The 17,720-nt window shown below is 49.8% G+C and carries 13 protein-coding genes; 10 read left to right on the top strand and 3 right to left on the bottom strand.

Features of this window, described 5'->3' with window-relative positions; all coding sequences use genetic code 11:
- The first annotated feature begins 2 nt into the window (after window positions 1–2).
- The 4 genes from NST07_RS19500 (at window position 3) to NST07_RS19485 (ending at window position 4,928) form a co-directional block, all read left to right on the top strand.
- Window positions 3–1,355, top strand: a complete 1,353-nt coding sequence (locus tag NST07_RS19500) for an extracellular solute-binding protein (protein WP_342479974.1) — start codon at window positions 3–5, stop codon at window positions 1,353–1,355.
- 362 nt (window positions 1,356–1,717) lie between these two features.
- Window positions 1,718–3,073 carry an extracellular solute-binding protein gene (locus tag NST07_RS19495; protein WP_341093899.1) on the top strand — a complete coding sequence of 452 codons (1,356 nt, stop codon included), beginning with the start codon at window positions 1,718–1,720 and terminating at the stop codon, window positions 3,071–3,073.
- Window positions 3,074–3,157: 84 nt separating this feature from the next.
- Window positions 3,158–4,090 carry a sugar ABC transporter permease gene (locus tag NST07_RS19490; protein ID WP_052092152.1) on the top strand — a complete coding sequence of 311 codons (933 nt, stop codon included), beginning with the start codon at window positions 3,158–3,160 and terminating at the stop codon, window positions 4,088–4,090.
- Between the two features lies 1 nt (window position 4,091).
- Window positions 4,092–4,928, top strand: a complete 837-nt coding sequence (locus NST07_RS19485; protein WP_341093897.1) for a carbohydrate ABC transporter permease — start codon at window positions 4,092–4,094, stop codon at window positions 4,926–4,928.
- 32 nt (window positions 4,929–4,960) lie between these two features.
- Here the strand turns inward: NST07_RS19485 and NST07_RS19480 are convergent, their stop codons facing one another.
- A complete protein-coding gene (locus NST07_RS19480; RefSeq protein WP_341093895.1) occupies window positions 4,961–5,899 on the bottom strand; it encodes an AraC family transcriptional regulator in 939 nt (312 codons plus the stop codon).
- Window positions 5,900–6,075: 176 nt separating this feature from the next.
- Between NST07_RS19480 and NST07_RS19475 the strand changes: the two genes are divergently transcribed.
- The 3 genes from NST07_RS19475 to NST07_RS19465 all read left to right on the top strand — a co-directional run bounded on the left by NST07_RS19475 (window position 6,076) and on the right by NST07_RS19465 (window position 10,689).
- Window positions 6,076–8,187, top strand: a complete 2,112-nt coding sequence (locus NST07_RS19475) for a glycoside hydrolase family 52 protein (RefSeq protein ID WP_341093894.1) — start codon at window positions 6,076–6,078, stop codon at window positions 8,185–8,187.
- Between the two features lie 226 nt (window positions 8,188–8,413).
- Window positions 8,414–8,773 (top strand): BlaI/MecI/CopY family transcriptional regulator, encoded by a 360-nt coding sequence (locus NST07_RS19470; RefSeq protein ID WP_341097701.1) that lies wholly within the window; start codon window positions 8,414–8,416, stop codon window positions 8,771–8,773.
- On the top strand, window positions 8,770–10,689 hold the full coding sequence (locus tag NST07_RS19465) for a M56 family metallopeptidase (RefSeq protein ID WP_342479973.1): 1,920 nt from the start codon (window positions 8,770–8,772) through the stop codon (window positions 10,687–10,689). The genes NST07_RS19470 and NST07_RS19465 overlap by 4 nt, the downstream gene beginning before the upstream one ends.
- An 80-nt stretch (window positions 10,690–10,769) precedes the next feature.
- Here the strand turns inward: NST07_RS19465 and NST07_RS19460 are convergent, their stop codons facing one another.
- A complete protein-coding gene (locus NST07_RS19460) occupies window positions 10,770–11,876 on the bottom strand; it encodes a glycoside hydrolase family 88 protein (RefSeq protein ID WP_342479972.1) in 1,107 nt (368 codons plus the stop codon).
- A 246-nt stretch (window positions 11,877–12,122) separates the two neighbouring features.
- On the opposite strand from NST07_RS19460, the gene NST07_RS19455 reads away from it, so the two are divergent.
- Complete coding sequence (locus NST07_RS19455) at window positions 12,123–13,574, top strand: glycosyl hydrolase family 28 protein (protein WP_342479971.1); 1,452 nt, start codon at window positions 12,123–12,125, stop codon at window positions 13,572–13,574.
- Here NST07_RS19455 and NST07_RS19450 read toward each other — a convergent pair.
- Complete coding sequence (locus NST07_RS19450; protein ID WP_342479970.1) at window positions 13,571–14,428, bottom strand: AraC family transcriptional regulator; 858 nt, start codon at window positions 14,426–14,428, stop codon at window positions 13,571–13,573. The two genes, NST07_RS19455 and NST07_RS19450, sit on opposite strands and share 4 nt — an antisense overlap.
- Before the next feature lie 136 nt (window positions 14,429–14,564).
- Here NST07_RS19450 and NST07_RS19445 point away from each other — a divergent pair, with 136 nt between their 5' ends.
- Both NST07_RS19445 and NST07_RS19440 read left to right on the top strand, forming a co-directional pair.
- The gene (locus NST07_RS19445; RefSeq protein WP_342479969.1) at window positions 14,565–16,154 is read left to right on the top strand and encodes a glycoside hydrolase family 43 protein; all 1,590 of its coding nucleotides are present in this window, start codon (window positions 14,565–14,567) and stop codon (window positions 16,152–16,154) included.
- A gap of 34 nt (window positions 16,155–16,188) precedes the next feature.
- A complete protein-coding gene (locus NST07_RS19440) occupies window positions 16,189–17,622 on the top strand; it encodes a DUF5060 domain-containing protein (RefSeq protein ID WP_342479968.1) in 1,434 nt (477 codons plus the stop codon).
- Window positions 17,623–17,720 lie beyond the last annotated feature (98 nt).

The raw sequence follows: 17,720 nt of genomic DNA, 5'->3' as shown, positions 1-17,720 counted from the left end.
TTATGTTCTGTAAAAAAATGTTTAACCTGCTGTCTTTACTGCTGCTAATGACCACCGGCATTCTGACAGCTTGTGAAAGTAATCATGGCTATAACGGTAATTCTGCGAATCATGGGGCTGACGTTACAGGAGCTGACGATGCTGAAGCAGAGAGCGGGAGAAAGGTTCAATTCAGCATCGCTTATGCAGCCGGTGACCCGGCAACCAGACAGGCTATTGCGGCGGCGATCAAAAGCTACATGCAGCTCTATCCCCATGTGATGATCAACGATGTTGCCGAGATGTCCTCAAACGCTTACCTGGATTGGCTGAAAATCAAGGATGCGGTGGGCGAGTTCCCGGATTTGGTTGAAATGCGTGATACCGAAGCCTTTGCTGCTACCGACAAAATTGTCCCGCTGCCGTCCGATTTAGTGGAACTGTTCGATCACCCGCCGCAGGTAGAGGGCAAGGTCTGGAACGCACCGCTTTTCATAAACATGCCAGAAGGGATTATCTATAGTAAAAAAGCCTATGCCGCTGCCGGGATTACCGGGCTGCCGGCAACTTACGATGAATTCCTGGACATCCAGGAAAAGCTGAAATCGAGCGGCATTACTCCCCTGGTTGTCGGCGGTAAGGATATATTCCACATGGGCTTCTGGGTGAATAAATTTCTGATTGATGAGGTGTACGCCAAGGACCCGGACTGGAACTCCAAGCGTACTGCGGGAATCGTCAGCTTCACAGATGATAATGTGATTCAGGCGATGAGTGATTTTAAGGATCTGTTCACTAATTATGTGAATAAAGACTGGCTCAGCACCGGAGATAACGAGACGGCTTCCATTCTCGTATCCGGCAAGGCGGCACAGCTCTTCTCCGGAACCTGGATGTTCTCGCAGATAGAGGAGGCTGATCCAAGCTTCGAATATGGCTTTTATGCTGTACCAGACCGTAAAGGCAACATAAATATTGTGGGACTGCCGTCTCCCTCAGGCTGGTCCTTGTCGGCGGAAGCCGCAGGTGACCCTGACAAAAGAGAGGCGATTAAAGACTTTATCCGGTTTTTCTTTGCCCCCGAACAATATTCCTCCTTCCTGGCCCGGCTGAACGTGATTCCCTCAACCACAGACAAGATTACCTATAATACGGGTGAACAAATGAAGGCAGCTCTGGACCTGATCAAGGATCCGAAGGTGATCAAATCACTGAAGATCAACAACTGGTGGGGCAGCAATCTTATCCCTCAGCAGTTCCGCAACTGGTACTACAAGCTGCTGCAGGAGATGGTAGTGAAGGGGGGCAGCGTAAGAGATTATATGAAGCTAGCGGATGCAGAATACGACAGGCAGGTAAAGGAAAACCAGCCTTAATAAGGGCAAGTATCTTGAAGAAACTTGATTATAAAGTAGCCTATTTATACAGACGGAGGTCCCCGGACCTCTGTTTTTTTGAGTTTTTTGGGAATGGACCAGCCATTGCTGCTTGGTTATTTCTCTTAAATTTACCGCACATGAGCCTTAAGAAACTTCATTCTAACCCGAATCGGCGGGTGCTATGCTAGTAGCAAGGAAACGCTTTCGAAAAGATGATGCGCACATCAAACCCCAGTTTCCAGTCTGAAGCCTACTTCCGGTTCCACAGCAGGTTCCAAAATTCATAGTCAGTTTTGTACGAAGGTACGAAGTGTTTTCCTGTAATGATGCTAACAAAATATTAGGGGGTTGTCCTACAGATGATTACAAAAACAATGACAAAGCTGTCTGTGACGCTGCTCGCTGCAACGGCTATCCTGTCGGCTTGCGGCAGCAACAACAATAATAACGGGAATGCCAATACCGGTGATAAGTCGGCGGCATCCAATGCTCCGAGCGCGGCAGCGACGGATACGAAGAAAGAGGTTAGTTTCACCATCGGATACGCCGCCGGTGATCCTGCAACGAAACAGGCGATTGCCAATTCGGTCAAAGCCTTTATGGCAGCTAATCCGAATGTGAAGATTAAAGATCTCAGCGAAACGACCTCCGCCGCTTATCTCGATTGGCTGAAAACCAAAGATGCGGTAGGCGAATTCCCGGATTTGGTGGAAATGCGTGATACCGAGGTATTTGCCGATGCCGGAAAAATTGTCGAGCTGCCAACCGACCTGCTGGATTTATTCGATAATCCTCCGCAAGTAGAAGGCAAGGTCTGGAACGCTCCTCTGTCCGTCAACGTGCCACAAGGCATTATTTACAGCAAAAAAGCTTATACCGATGCCGGAATTACTGAACTCCCCAAAACCTATGATGAGTTCCTGGCGATCCAGGAAAAGCTGAAATCTGGCGGAATCACCCCGCTGGTGGTTGGCGGTAAGGATATTTTCCACATGGGCTTCTGGGTGAATAAATTCCTGATCGACGATGTGTATTCAAAGGATCCGGATTGGAACTCCAAACGTACGGCCAAAACAGTCAGCTTTACAGATGCCAATGTGGTTAAGGCCATGACGGATTTTAAAGACCTGTTCAAGAATTACGTCGACAAGGGCTGGCTAAGCACCGGTGACAACCAGACGGCATCTATTCTGGTCTCCGGCAAAGCCGCTCAGCTCTACTCCGGCACATGGATGTTCTCACAAATTAAAGAGGCCGATCCAAACTTCGATTTCGGGTTCTATGCGATTCCTGACCGCGAAGGCAAAGTGAACGTAATTGGCCTTCCGTCACCTGCCGGCTGGTCTCTGTCCGCTGAAGCCGCCAAAGACGCCGACAAAACACAAGCCATTAAAGACTTTATCCGTTTCTTCTTTGCACCTGAACAATATTCACCGTATCTGGCCAGCGTCAATGCCATTCCATCCACTAAAGAGAAGGTAACCTACGAGACGGGCGAGCAAATGAAGATAGCCCTGGATTTGATTGCTGATCCTAACGTTACCAAATCCCTGGCGATCAACAACTGGTGGGGGGATAACCAGATTCCGCCGCAGTTCCGCAACTGGTACTATAAATTGCTGCAGGATTTGGTTGTGAATGATGAAGATGTAGCTAGTTATATGAAACAAGCCGATACAGAATACGATGCACAAGTGAAGGCTAACCAACAGTAAAGAAAGAGCGTCCGGAAGAGGAGTGCCTTCGTATAAGGTGAACCACTCCTCTTCACCGGCGCATCTCCGGGAGGGAGAGTAACTATGGCTACAGCAATAGAGAGAGCAGACAAGCCGCTGGCGGCAGCCGTTCCGAAGAAAAAGAAGAAGTGGCAGTCCTACGCATTCATGTTTATTTTGCCATCATTTTTGATTTATACATTGTTCGTTATTGTTCCTACTGTAGGAAGTATATATTTAAGCTTCACCTCATGGGATGGCATCAGCGAAGATGTGAGGTACATCGGGTTCGCTAACTTTGTGGAAATCTGGCATAGCCCCCGCGTTCACAACGCGCTGAAGAATACTTTGCTTATGACGGTCAGCCTGGTCGTGCTGGAGAATATCGCCGCTATTGCCTTGGCCATTCTCGTAGATAAAGTGCGCTGGTTCCGCAATCTGTTCAGAAGTATTTTTTATTTCCCTACTCTGCTCAGCGGGATTGTAATGGGGTTTGTCTGGGCCATGATTTTGAATTACAACTTTGGTGTGTTTAATCAGATTCTGGATAGTGTCGGGCTGGGAAGCTGGATGGTAGACTGGCTCGGGAATCCGAAGTATGCGATGATTTCGATCATTTTGTCCACGGTGTGGAAAGGCGCGGGGTATTACATGATCATCTATCTGGCAGGGCTGCAAGGCATTCCTGCTGAGCTGAATGAAGCGGCAAGCATTGACGGTGCGAACGGCTGGCAGCAATTCCGCCACATTACCTTCCCGCTGTTAGCCGGATCGATGACCGTATGTATGGTGCTCTCCATGATCAGTGCGCTGAAGATTTTTGATCAGATTGCAGTAATGACCGATGGGGGCCCCGGCTTTGATACCGAGACATTGACCTATATTATTTATAAAGTCGGCTTTGGCGAACTAAGGCAGGGCTTTGGTACGGCGCTGGCAATGGTGCTGTTCCTGATCATTATGATTATTACGGTCATCCAGGTTAAATTCCTCCGGAAACGTGAGGTGCAGATGTAATATGACGATTCATACGAAAAAAAGACTCTGGGAGATTTCCCTGTTTATTGTAACGCTGCTGCTGGCGATCATTTTCTTTTTCCCGATCTTCTTTAACCTGATGTCTGCCTTTAAAAGCAACGCTGAAATCATGAAGGATGCCATTGCGTTCCCTAAGGGATTATATCTGGACAGCTTTAAATATCTGCTCACAGAAACCGAATTTCCCCGGGCGATCCTGAACAGTCTGATTCTAACACTGGTTTCGATCGTTGCTCAGGTCTTGATCATTCCTATGGCAGGTTACGCCATCGAACGCAGAAATGTCCGCTGGACCAAATTTATGTTCCTGTATTTCCTGGCCGGGATGATGATTCCGTTTCAGGCATACATGATCCCTTTGTTCAAAGAGCTGAGAATGTTCGGGTTGTACGGAAGTCTTGCCGGTCCGATTCTGGTCTATGTGGCCGGGGCCGTCGGCTTTGGCTGCCTGCTCTACACCAGCTTCGTCAAAGGCATTCCGCAGGAAATTGAGGAAGCGGCAGAGATTGACGGCTGCTCCCGTTACGGGATTTTTTGGAAAATTGTCTTCCCGCTTATGGGACCGGTTACGGCAAGCATGGTTGTGCTTAACGGTCTGGGGATCTGGAATGATTTTCTGCTCCCGATGCTCGTGCTTCCTTCAGGCGAAGCCAAAACGATGGTCGTGGAAATCTACCGCTATATCGGTGAATTTTCCTCCCGCTGGGATATGATTTTTGCCGGAACGGCGATGTCCGTTGTGCCTGTGCTGATTGTTTTTGTATCGCTGCAAAAGTATTTTGTTAAAGGTATCGCCGCAGGCGCTACCAAAGGTTAAGCATAATTATATTGTTGAGGCGCTCCTGATGTTTAGCTTGATTTATCGTTTGACAGCTTAGGATCAGCTGTAAGCCTGCGGTAGCCCATTGGAGGCAGACCGGTCCAGCGCTTAAATTGTTTGCTGAAATGGGAGACGTCGCGATAACCGAGCCGATGGGCAATCGCTTCGACGGACAGGCTGTTGTCAAGCAGCAGCAGCTTGGCATGGCGGATAATCAGATCGGAGAGATATTGTCTCGGAGACATCCCGTAGATCTGGCGGAAGGCCCGGTTGCAGTGATTCGGGCTATAACCCAGCTGTGCTGCGATGCCTTCAATACCGTCGCCACGGCTGCCTGTAGCTTCTGCCGTGAAGACGGATTCCTGCAACAGGCCTTCGATGGCATTCGCCAGGGCAACGGTATTCTCCGTGACTCCCGGAAGTGCGCTTCCAGAAGCAACAGGCATTTCGGCCAAGACCCAGCCGCTGAGTGCGGTGAATAGCTGCAATGAGGCGTTCAGTATCATTAACCGGTTCAACTGCGAATCGCTGGCTTCGGAGAGAATCACCCTGCTGATGATAATGTCCAGCGCGGAACGGATAGACCGCAGCTCCGGGCTGCTCCCGCTGAGACTGACCGTATCCATCGTCATTAGGGAACGCCGCAGAATCAGATCATCAATATCAAAATGCAGGCAGAAATAAGTCATTTCATTGCCGGAATCCGCGCCGAGGCTGGAATGCTGTACACCGGGGCGGATGAATAGAATATCTCCGCTTTCCTGAACATAAGAGCGGCCGCCGACCGTCATTTGCTGCCTGCCCTGCAGAACTATATTGATTTCAAACATTGGGTGGGTATGTACTGGATACTGCCACTGCGTATTTACTTTGCGCCAGTGGGCGGCAAAAATATGAAAAGCTGCCTGGATGTCCGGAGACATCCGGCCGTCCAGGGAATGCTGAATGCCGGGATCATTTGACTTCATTGCCATCCTCATTTTCGAATAGAATATGGGTTTATTATAGCATAGCTTGCTCCAGGCGATTGATTTGCCCAAATAATAGGCGGCTTTGGCCCTGTCGCACCCAGGGCGGCATAGATAACATAGAGATAGAGCCCGGCCGCCGCCGGGAATCAGCCTGGAGGGAGTGTTTTTACGATATGCCGCAGAATCAGTTTTTCAACGCCCATCATTCACCGATCGGCTCTTTTGCCAGCTTTACATTAGGATTTAAGGGTGCGGGAGGCGGCTTTGATCTGGAAGCCGGGAAGCCGCCCAGACAGAATATATTTATCGGACTGCAGCGGAAGGATGGCAGCGGCTTTGATACACTGCCGTTTCACGAGCATGACGGGGAGGATGAGAGCAAGCGCTACGATATCGAGAATCCTGATCCTAAACCGTCTAAACCGCGGATCCTCTTTCCGTTTGCGGACGGGGAAATTGTCCGGGATTTCAAGCTGACTACAGACAGCTGGCAGGTCGGTGATTTGACCTTCCGCATTTATTCGCCGGTGCGGTCCGTGCCGGACCCCGAGACGGCCTCAGAAGAAGAGTTGAAGGGGATTTTGCTGCCGGCGCTGCTGGTGGAATTTGAAGTAGATAACACTGCCGGTGAAGTTGAGCGGCGTGCATTCTTTGGCTTCCAGGGCAACGATCCCTATAGTGCGATGAGAAGACTGGATGACTGCTCCGCAGAGCTTGCCGGTGTCGGGCAAGGAAGATTTGTGGCGATTGCCGCAGAGCAGGGAACGGCAAGGTCGGCCATGCATTTCAAATTGGAGGATATTCTGCTGTCGGAGCTGGAGGAGAACTGGACCTTTGGCCTTGGCCGGGTAGGAGCTCTTGTCATGGATGTTCCGCCTGGCGTCCGGAAGACCTACCGTTTCGCTGTCAGCTTCCACCGGTCAGGTTACGTTACCTCCGGTATGGATGCTTCCTATTACTACAACCGCTATTTCAACAATGTGGAGTCCGTGGCTGAATATGCGTTGTCGCATTTTGATGAATTGAAGCAGCAGGCGCTGCAGGCGAACAGCCTTCTGGAAAATACAGGCCTTAGTAGGGATCAGACCTTTATGCTGGCTCACGCTATCCGCAGCTATTACGGCTCGACGCAGCTGCTGGACTACAAGGGCAAGCCGTTCTGGATCGTAAATGAAGGCGAATACCGGATGATGAACACCTTCGACCTTACCGTCGATCAGCTGTTCTATGAACTGAAGATGAATCCATGGACGGTGCGCAACGAGCTGGATATGTTCGTGGACAGATTCAGCTACGTCGATACGGTCCGCTTCCCTGGCGACCAAACGGAGTACCCTGGAGGTCTCAGCTTTACCCATGATATGGGGGTGGCAAATGCTGTATCACGTCCTGGCTATTCCGCCTATGAGATGTACGGCATTGACGGCTGCTTCTCGCATATGACTCATGAACAGCTGGTCAACTGGGTTCTTACGTCGGCCGTCTACCTGGAGCATACAGGCGATCTTTCCTGGATGGAGCGGAATCTGACTGTGCTGGAGAGCTGCCTGCAAAGTATGCTGAACCGTGATCATCCGGACCCGGAGCAAAGGAACGGAATTATGGGCCTCGACAGCTCGCGCACAATGGGTGGTGCCGAAATTACCACCTATGACAGCCTGGATGTTTCGCTTGGCCAGGCCCGCAACAACATCTATCTCGCCGGGAAGTGCTGGGCGGCTTATCTGGCCATGGAGAAGATTTTCCGGGAGAATGGAAACACAGAACTGTCAGAAACAGCCGGAGTTCAAGCGGAACGCTGCGCAGCAACGATTGTTGCCAGCGTGACAGAAGAGGGTTATATCCCGGCAGTGATTGGGGAAGGGAATGATTCGAAGATCATCCCGGCTATTGAAGGTCTGGTCTTCCCGTATTTCACAGGCTGCAAGGAAGCACTGGAACGCGGAGGCCGGTTCGGCGCTTATATCGCGGCATTGGAGCGGCATCTCGAGGCGGTTCTTGTGCAGGGTGTCTGCCTGTTCGAGAACGGCGGCTGGAAAATCTCCTCCACCAGCAACAACAGCTGGCTGAGCAAAGTGTATCTCTGCCAATTCATCGCCAGACAAATTCTTGGGCTGGAATGGAGTGAAGCCGGCCGGGAAGCGGACCGGGCGCATGTGGAATGGCTCACACATCCGCAGCTTTCCATCTGGAGCTGGAGCGACCAGATTATCTCCGGGGAAATTACCGGCAGCAAATATTACCCTCGCGGGGTAACAGCTATCCTGTGGCTGGATGAACAATAAGCAGAGGGCTCCAGCAACAAGCGGGTACCTGATATAGAGAAACACCAGAATAAGCGGTTTCTCCGGTTAGATCATGACCGGGGAACCGTTTTTGTTATTTTGAGATTTGGAAATCCTGTAAGAGAAAAAATATTTAGAAACTACTGTAATAGTCTTGATTATTGTAGACGATCGTAGTAGTATGGTGTTACAAACTATTGCAATAGTCTGAAAGGAGATGATCCACATTCAAATTAAACTTTTTGACTCTGAGCTCAAAGTCATGGATGTTTTATGGAAGGAAGGCACCATAACCGCCAAGAAGCTTGCTGAAATCCTGAGTGAGCAGGTGGGCTGGAACAAGAACACCACCTACACCGTAATCAAAAAATGTATCGACAAGGGCGCCATAGAACGGCTTGAACCTAATTTCCTCTGCCGGGCTATTCTTCCTAAAGAACAGGTACAGGAACAAGAAACGGCTGAATTGATTAACAAGGTCTTTGACGGCTCCACAGAGCTGCTGTTTGCTTCTCTTTTGAACACGAAAAAACTATCCGCTAATGAAATTGCCAGACTCAAGCAGCTAGTGGAGCAACTGAAATGAGCTGGCTTATGGATGTTTTTCAAATGAGCCTTACTGCGGCTGTACTCATTATTGCGATCGTGGTTGTTCGTGCATTGACCTTGCATAAGCTGCCGAAGAAAACGTTTCTTGTACTTTGGGGTGTGGTGCTCTGCCGCTTGCTTATTCCGTTCTCGATCCCGTCTACCTTCAGTTTCTACACAGGCTTAGATAGGCTGGAACGGGTATTGAAGACAACATCATCAACCCCGCCTCCTGCAGAAGCAACAAGAATCTTACATAATGTGAATTTTTCTGGGACAGCGGAGTCCATTGGAAATGTCGCGTCTTCAGTACCAGCTTCGGCACCAGCACCAGCATCCATTCCACTCCTTGCGGTCATTGGGCTGCTGGGAATGTGTGCCTTTGCCCTGTTTTTTATCGTGACCTATATTAAATGCCGCAGAGAATTTCAAACCTCTTTGCCGGTCGAGAATGATTTCGCCACTCGATGGCTGCAGGAACATCCCCTGCGCCGGCAGGTACAAATCAGACAATCTGATAAAATCAAAGCGCCATTGACCTATGGGGTTTTTCAGCCTGTAATTCTCATGCCTAAAGATATGGATTGGACCGATGAAACGCGGTTGCGGTATATTTTTACCCATGAATTTGTGCATATCCGGCGTTTTGATGCTCTGACAAAGCTGGTGTTGACATTTGCCCTGTGTCTGCACTGGTTCAATCCTATGGTGTGGGTGATGTATATCCTGGTCAATCGTGATATTGAACTCTCCTGTGATGAAACCGTTGTGAGGACATTCGGAGAACCCATAAAAGCGGCGTATGCCATGACGCTGATTGGGATGGAGGAGAAGAAAAGCAAGGCGATTCCGTTATTTAACAGCTTCAGTAAAAATTCAATTGAAGAGAGGATTATCGCGATTATGAAAATGAAAAAAACGACAGTCTTTGGATCTGCTGCGGCATTGCTGCTGATTGCGGGTACCGTTACTGCTTTTGCAACCAGTGCGGCTAAGCCTGTTTCCGGCAGTGGTTTTGAAGAGAATTCGATGGCAGTTTATGAACCCTACGGCCTGGTCTATGATGCCAAAAGCCATGAGTTAATGTATCAAAATGAAGAAGTCCGTGATTTCTTTGATGAACAGGCGGGAGTCGGCCAGTCTATGATGGATGGAACTGTAGATGTATATGCAGTCTATAAGAATGGCAAACTGGCCGGAATCAAAAAGCGGAGCACGGAAGAGTTCAGCAAGACAACAGCCGAGAAGGAAGCATTGCAGAAGGAATTCGCAGAGAAAAGAAAGGAACTCGGTATTGCAGACAATGAAGACTTCGCCTATTCGGATGATTCTGAGGGTCAGGCAGGTGCAGCGGGTCAGTCGTCTGGTACTGCTTATTCCTATAGCGATGAAACTGGGGCAGTTCAAATCAGCACCGATGACGGGAAAACGTGGACGAGTGAAGAAGCCTATGAACAAGCAAATCCACAGCCAAAGGTTGTATGGTGGACCTATGAAGAATATAAAGCATGGCTTGCGGAAGAAAAGAAATCGCTGAAATCCATCATTGGCGGAAAAGGCTGGAATCCGACCGATGGCTGGTATGAATGGACACCTGAGAAGGTTAATAAGGCCATAGCTATGTATGAGGGGATATTGGAGGATATTAAGAAGGGTGTAAAGGTTTCAAAATCGGTGGATGGAAAAGATGACATGATATTGTCGTATAACCCTGGAGAAATAGAAGTATCTACAGCTCACGAAATGACAATTTCTGATGACAACGGGAATACATCAGACATCGGTCCCTATGACACCAAAGAAGAATTGCTGGCTGCAATAAAGCTTTATTGCGAGAGACAGGTGAAAGCTGGAAAGTTAACCCAGATGGAAGCGGAAAAACTGATCAGCGAAGCTACTGCACAGCAACAATAATCTATAAGTGTCAATACAAAACGCCTTGTCCTCTTTGGAGAGCAAGGCGTTTCTTATTGTCACATCATTCATTCTCAAGCTTAGAAAATGCGATGTTGCCATCCGTTCAATTTCGAGACAGCTTCCACATAGTAGTAGTCTCCATAAATCAGTGACACGTCGATGAAGGAGGTTCCGCTGCCCGTACCGTGCAGCAAAATGGCTTCATGCTCCGGCTGGTCCCAGGTGGCGTAGTTCTCTGTCAGCGAGCGCAAGATCCGTTCTGCAGCATTAGCGTAAAGTCTCTTCTCACCGGGTGGAACAACTTCAGCGAGTTCCAGCAATCCGGAGGCAGCGATGGATGCAGCCGAGCTGTCTCTGAACATCCGCTTGTCATCCTCCAGACGGAAATCCCAATACGGCACGTGATCCTCAGGCAATGCCGCGATGAAATAATGGGCAATCCGCTTGGCCGTATCCAGAAAACGCTCATCCCCGGTGTGGCGGTAAGTGTTGATGAAGCCATAAAGTCCCCAGGCTGCCCCGCGGCTCCAGCAGGATTCGGCGGAATAGCCCTGCCCGCCAAAGTTCCCGATGTATTCTCCGGTTTCCGCATCGAAGGAAAGAATATGTTTGGTCGATCCGTCTTCATTGACGCCATATTTCATCGCCGTTTCGGCATGGCTCACAGCAATATGCTTGTACCGCGGATCGCCGCTGACCTTGCTCGCCCAGAACAGCAGAGAGATATTCAGCATGCAGTCGATAATCACCCAGCCGTATTTATCCTCATTCCACGCACGGATGAATTTGCCCACCGGATTGTAGCGTGCAGCGAGGAAATTGGCGGCTTCAAGTCCTCTGCGCAGCCCATCCTCATCTCCGGTCAAAGTATGCTTAATTACGGCTGTCGGCAGAAATTGAAAACCTACATCATGATGTAATTCAACGGTCGGTTTAACAAACCATTCCTCAAGTGTGGCGTCCCAATGCCAGGCGGCTTCCTTGTACAGGTCCTTTCCGGTCATATCATGCATAATCCACAGGAGGCCCGGCCAAAAGCCCGTCGTCCACCAGTCTGAGCCGATATCGTCAAATTTGCCGTCTGCTCCGGCGAAATGCGGACATTTGCCGCCGATTTGCTCCACCATGCGCGTTACCTTAGTATCGAGTCTGTCCATGACTTCCTGCCAATACGTTTTACTCATTGCGATTCCTCCATTGGATTAGATGTGCCCCCAGTATATCGCTATCCGTACGGTCAAAGTTGTGATTTGATATTCGAAAATATCGAAATATTGTCATGATCATAGCTGGATAAAGATCACTCGCTAATTCCACAACTACTGCTAAAGCGACAAAATACAAACATTTTCTTATAACGTTGCCAAACTTTTGTGCAGTCCCTGAACTTTATAATATAAATAGGAAAATTACAGGGGGGACTCAGGTCAATGAACCAAGTGCAAATCTATAACGCTCCCAATAACATACCGCTCAGGGAGGATTTCAGGGTTAAGGTTCGTCCGGTTGGAGGGGAATGGCAGCCGCTTTTGATTTACGAGGTCAAAGTGGACATGCATCAGGTCCGCCCGGCATCGCTCGCTTTTTTTGATCTGCAGGGTATGGCTGAAGTGGAAATCACATGCCTCTATACAGAAATTACTCATGTGAACATTGCTCCGGCAGCAAGAAATATCAAATTTGAGCAGGATGGCCGCAAACTCTCTTTCCTGTTGAACGGCCCGCAAAAGCTTTCGGTGGAAATTAACGGCGACCGTTTCCGTAATCTGCATCTGTTCGCGAATGAGCAGGAGGAAAATGTGCCTCAGCCTGGGTATGCCAACGTGCACCTGATTCAGCCTGGCATTCACCGGACCCCCGATCTGTTAAGCCTGCTCGCAACGGCCAGAGAGGCCGAAGGCGGAATGCCGCAAACACTCTATTTTGCATCAGGCACCCATTACATCGAAGAAACGGTATTTCCGGTGCCCTCAGGAACGACCGTATATCTTGCCGGAGGGTCAATCCTAGTAGGTTCACTGGTGTGTGAAGGAGTAGAGGATGTAACCATCCACGGGCGGGGTGTCATTTATTTGGCGGACTTCCACCGGTTTTCGGCTTTTCGCGGTGTGCGAATTGTCTTCTCGCAACGGGTGAATGTGGAAGGAATTACCGTCATTGATCCGCCGCATTACAGTGTGTTTATCGGGCAGTCTGCTAAGATTTCGATCAACAACCTGAAGTCATTCAGCACACGGGGCTGGAGCGACGGAATCGACATCATGGCGAGCAGCGATATTGACATCCGTGATGTCTTCATGCGGAATTCCGACGACTGCATCGCCATTTACGGCTCCAGATGGGATTTCTATGGAGACAGCCGGGACATTAGTGTACGGGACTCCATTCTATGGGCCGATGTGGCTCATCCGCTGATGATTGGCACCCATGGAGATCACCGGCGGAGCGGGGATTTGATCGAGAACATTGTGTTCGAGAATATCGATATTCTGGAGCATCATGAACCTCAGGAGAATTATTGGGGAGCATTGGCTATTAATGTGGGGGATCGCAATACGGTGCGGAATATCCTGTATAGCGATATCAGGGTGGAGCGGATTGAGCAGGGTCAGCTGCTGGATCTGCGTGTGGTGATGAACAAGGATTACAATCCGGAACCGGGCTCGGGCATCGAAAATATTACGTTCCGCAATGTACGTTTCGACGGCGCTGACATCCAACCTTCCCGTATTTATGGATACGATGGAAAACGGGGCGTAGACGGTGTATCATTTATCAATTTGCAGATCAATGGCGAAGTGATAGGAGAGGCGCGCACAGACCTAATGCTGATCAATGAATATGCGCGCAATATTGTTTTTGTGAGCGAAGATACCCGTTAATTACTCTTCCGGTATTTTAGGGGAGTGGTGCCGAGGACTCTTTTGAACAACTGGTTGAAATAGGAGGCGTTCGGGAAACCGACCGTGATACCGATCTGCTCCACAGGCATGTCCGTTGTGCTGAGCAGGCGGCAGGCTTGCTTGATCCGCCGGGCGGTCAGATAGTCGACCAGGCGGCTTCCCGTTTCCTGGTGGAAGATCCGCGAGACATAAGACTTCGACAAATGGGTCTCCGCTGCGAGCTGCTCGAGGTTCACCTCTTCCTGGTAATGCTCCTCGATCCAGTTCATGATCTGCTCGGAATAGCGGAGATTCCGCCGTTCCTCCGGTTGGATCAACATGTTGCCGCCGGTTCCCAGGCAGCTCAGTAATTGCGTAAGCAGCATTGTAATATCCTCGGAATCTTCCACTGGGGAATGGGTCCGGCACTGATCATACTGGTTATAAATCCATTGTATGGCCTCATTCTGACTGCCGAGATCAAATCCGCAATAGGTGTTCTTGCCCTGCCATAAGGCAGAGAAGAGCGCCTTGCGCTTGGGGAAGTCCTTCAGCAGATTCTCGGCGGTATGCGGATCCACATAGAAAATGCTGCGCACAAATGGGTATTCCGCAGAGACCTCCGAATAAATCCGGTGCAGCTGATAAGGCTGGAAAAAAAACAGCATGCCGGAGCGGATATCGTACATTTGCTGATTGACGACAACATTGCCCTGACCGCTGTGGATATACATGATCTCGCAGCACTGGTGCCAGTGGTAGTAGCCCTTGTAATAGTCATCAGTGTATAGCTGATAGTCCCAGATCAGTGACTTGTGGTCCGTGAAAATAACAGGTTCGAATAGCTGCTTCATAGCCCCTCCATCATGACAAAATACAAACATTTTATAATAACCCATTATAACTTTCAACCGCTGCAAGCGCTACAATATTAACTGTAAATCCAAAATTTAAATAGACAATCCAATCATCCCTGGAGGTTTAGAATTTATGGCGCAACCGATTGTGAATCCGGTATTGACTGGTTTTCATCCCGATCCGTCCTTTTTACGGGTTGGGGATGATTATTATATTGCTACATCCACTTTTGAATGGTTCCCGGGTGTTGAAATCCACCATTCACGCGATCTGATTCACTGGCACTCGCTTACCCGTGTACTGACGGAGTCTTCGCAGGTTGATCTGCGCGGCAACGTAAGTTCTGGTTCCATTTGGGCACCGGCGCTTTCATTTGATAACGGGTTGTATTATCTGCTGTTTACGGATGTGAAATCCCGCAAGAGCGTGTATAAGGATCTGCATAACTACCTCATTACAGCGCCCGATATTAGGGGGCCATGGAGTGAGCCGGTCCGGCTGAACGGCAGCGGATTTGATCCCTTTCTGTTCCATGATACAGACGGCCGGAAATGGCTGCTCAATATGCGCTGGGATTTCCGCAAGAGCCACAGCAATTTCTCCGGCATTATTATGCAGGAATATGATCTCTCAACCGGCAAGCTGACCGGTCCGGTGCACGAAATCTATAAAGGGACGCCGACCGGTGTTACAGAAGGTCCGCAATTGTACAAACGCAATGGCTATTACTATCTGCTTGTTGCTGAAGGAGGCACAGGTGTGAACCATATGGTCACCATGGCGAGAAGCCGCAGTTTGACCGGACCTTACGAAACGGATCCCGATTATCCGATAATGACGACCGCACATGATCTGACCTATCCCTTCCAGCAGGCCGGTCATGGGTCACTGGTGGAAACACAGAATGGCGAATGGTATATGGCCCATTTGTGCACACGCCCGATTCCCGGGACGGGGACGATGAATCCGCTCGGCAGAGAGACGGCGATCCAGCACTGTGTATGGACCGAAGACGGTTGGCTGCGGCTGGCGCATGGCGGGAAGCTGCCTGCTCTTGTGACAGAGGCGCCGGATCTGCCACCGCATCCTTTTGAATCGTTGCCGGAACGCGATGAGTTCGATGGCGAAGAGCTGGGGTATCCCTATCAGGGACTTCGTATTCCTTTTGATCCTTCATGGGTCAGCTTGACGGAGCGTCCGGGTTTTCTGCGACTGACTGGCAGAGAATCGCTGGCCTCCCTGCATAATCAGAGTCTGATCGCCCGCCCGATCCAGCATTTTGACTGCAGGGTGTCCACCTGTATGGAGTTCAAGCCTGTTAGCATGATGGAAATGGCGGGACTGGTACTTTATTACGATGACAGTGACTATTATTATTTGCGGGTAACGGCCGATGAGATCCGCGGCGTAAGCCTTGGCGTTGTGCTGTGCAGAGCCGGTAAATACGATGAAATCTCCTCCATGCAAATCTCGGTGAAGGGTTGGGAGCGCTATTATCTCAAGGCAGAGATCAACAGGCGGGATATCGTATTTTACGCTTCCCCGGATGGAGAGGCCTGGACAGCGATGTGCACACCGCTTGATTTCGGCACACTGTCCGATGAATACGGCGGCAAACTTGGGTTCACCGGCTCCTATGCAGGAGTCTGCGCCCAGGACCTGGACCAGCAGAGTAAAAAGGCGTATTTTGACTTTTTTGAATATAAAGCACTGGAAGGATAATGGCGCAGGTAATAAGAGGAAATGGGGCTTGTGAATGAAACGGGAAGCTGAACGCTGGGGTTTGTTTGAATTGGAACTGAACGGGCCTTGCAGCGGCAATCCATTTGTGGATGTTGACCTGACCGCCGAGTTTAAATACAACAACCGTGTGCTCCGGCCAGATGGTTTCTATGATGGCGAAGGACGCTATAAAGTCCGTTTCATGCCTGACACCGTGGGGACTTGGACATATAGAACCCGCAGCAACATCGCGGAGCTGAATGGTATCAGTGGAGAATTTGTCTGCGTGGAAGCTGGAGAAGGTAACCATGGGCCGGTACGTGTGAGCAATCAATATCATTTTGCCTATGCGGATGGCTCACCACATTTTTCCTTCGGCACCACTTGCTATGCCTGGACTCATCAGAGGGAAGAACTGCAGGAACAGACCCTGGCAACGCTGAAGTCCGGGCCGTTCAATAAAATCCGCATGTGCATTTTCCCCAAGCATTATGACTATAATCTGGTTGATCCAGCGGACTATGCTTTTCAGGGCTCTGTATCCGGGGGCTGGGACTTCCGCAGATTTAATCACGTCTTTTTTGCCAATCTGGAGCGGCGTATTCTGGATTTGCAGCAGCTGGGGATTGAGGCGGATATTATTCTTTTCCATCCGTATGACCGCTGGGGTTTCTCCTCAATGGACCGTGAAAGTGATGACTTCTATTTGCGTTATGTCGTTGCACGGCTGGCGGCTTTCCGGAATATTTGGTGGTCGATGGCCAATGAACATGATCTGATGCGGGCGAAAAAAACGGAAGACTGGGATCATTATTTTCAGCTGGTGCAGGAGCTTGATCCATACCAGCATTTGCGTTCCAATCATAACTGGCAGGGCTTCTATGATCACGGCAAACCGTGGGTGACTCATTGCAGTATTCAGCATCCTGATCTTCTGCGGGTCAAGGAATGGCGCAATACCTACCGCAAGCCGGTACTTGTTGATGAATGTTGTTATGAGGGCAATATCAACCATGACTGGGGCAATATCACAGCCCAGGAGCTAGTGCGGCGTTTTTGGGAGGCGGCGGTGCGGGGCGGATATGCCGGACATGGCGAAACCTATGTGCATCCCGGCGATATTTTATGGTGGTCTCATGGGGGAGAACTTCACGGGGACAGTGCCGAGCGGATCTCCTTCCTCCGCAGTATCATGGAGGAGGGACCTGAAGAGGGTATCGACCCGCTCCCCATGCCCATGCTGGATGGAGGTGCAGGGAAGGCAGGCGAATATTATCTCTATTATTACGGCAATCAGCGGCCGGCTTTTAAGAAGCTGATTTTGCCACCCGATCATGATTACCGGCTTGAAATTATCGATACGTGGAATATGACCATCACTGCTGTGCAGGAGCTAGTAAGAGGAGACTACCGCATCGAGCTGCCTAATAAGCAATATATGGCCTTGCGGATTACCGTAGTGAATTAGCCCAAGGACCTCCATTGCTTGCGGTAAGTAAGCGGAGTGCAGTCTTCGCATTTTTTGGATTCTGTACATGGATAGTTATCAAAGAAGCCTGCATGCGC

This window comes from Paenibacillus sp. FSL L8-0340 (genome assembly GCF_038593145.1).
Classification (GTDB): domain Bacteria; phylum Bacillota; class Bacilli; order Paenibacillales; family Paenibacillaceae; genus Paenibacillus_AQ.
This window is presented reverse-complemented; position numbering and strand designations above follow the sequence as displayed.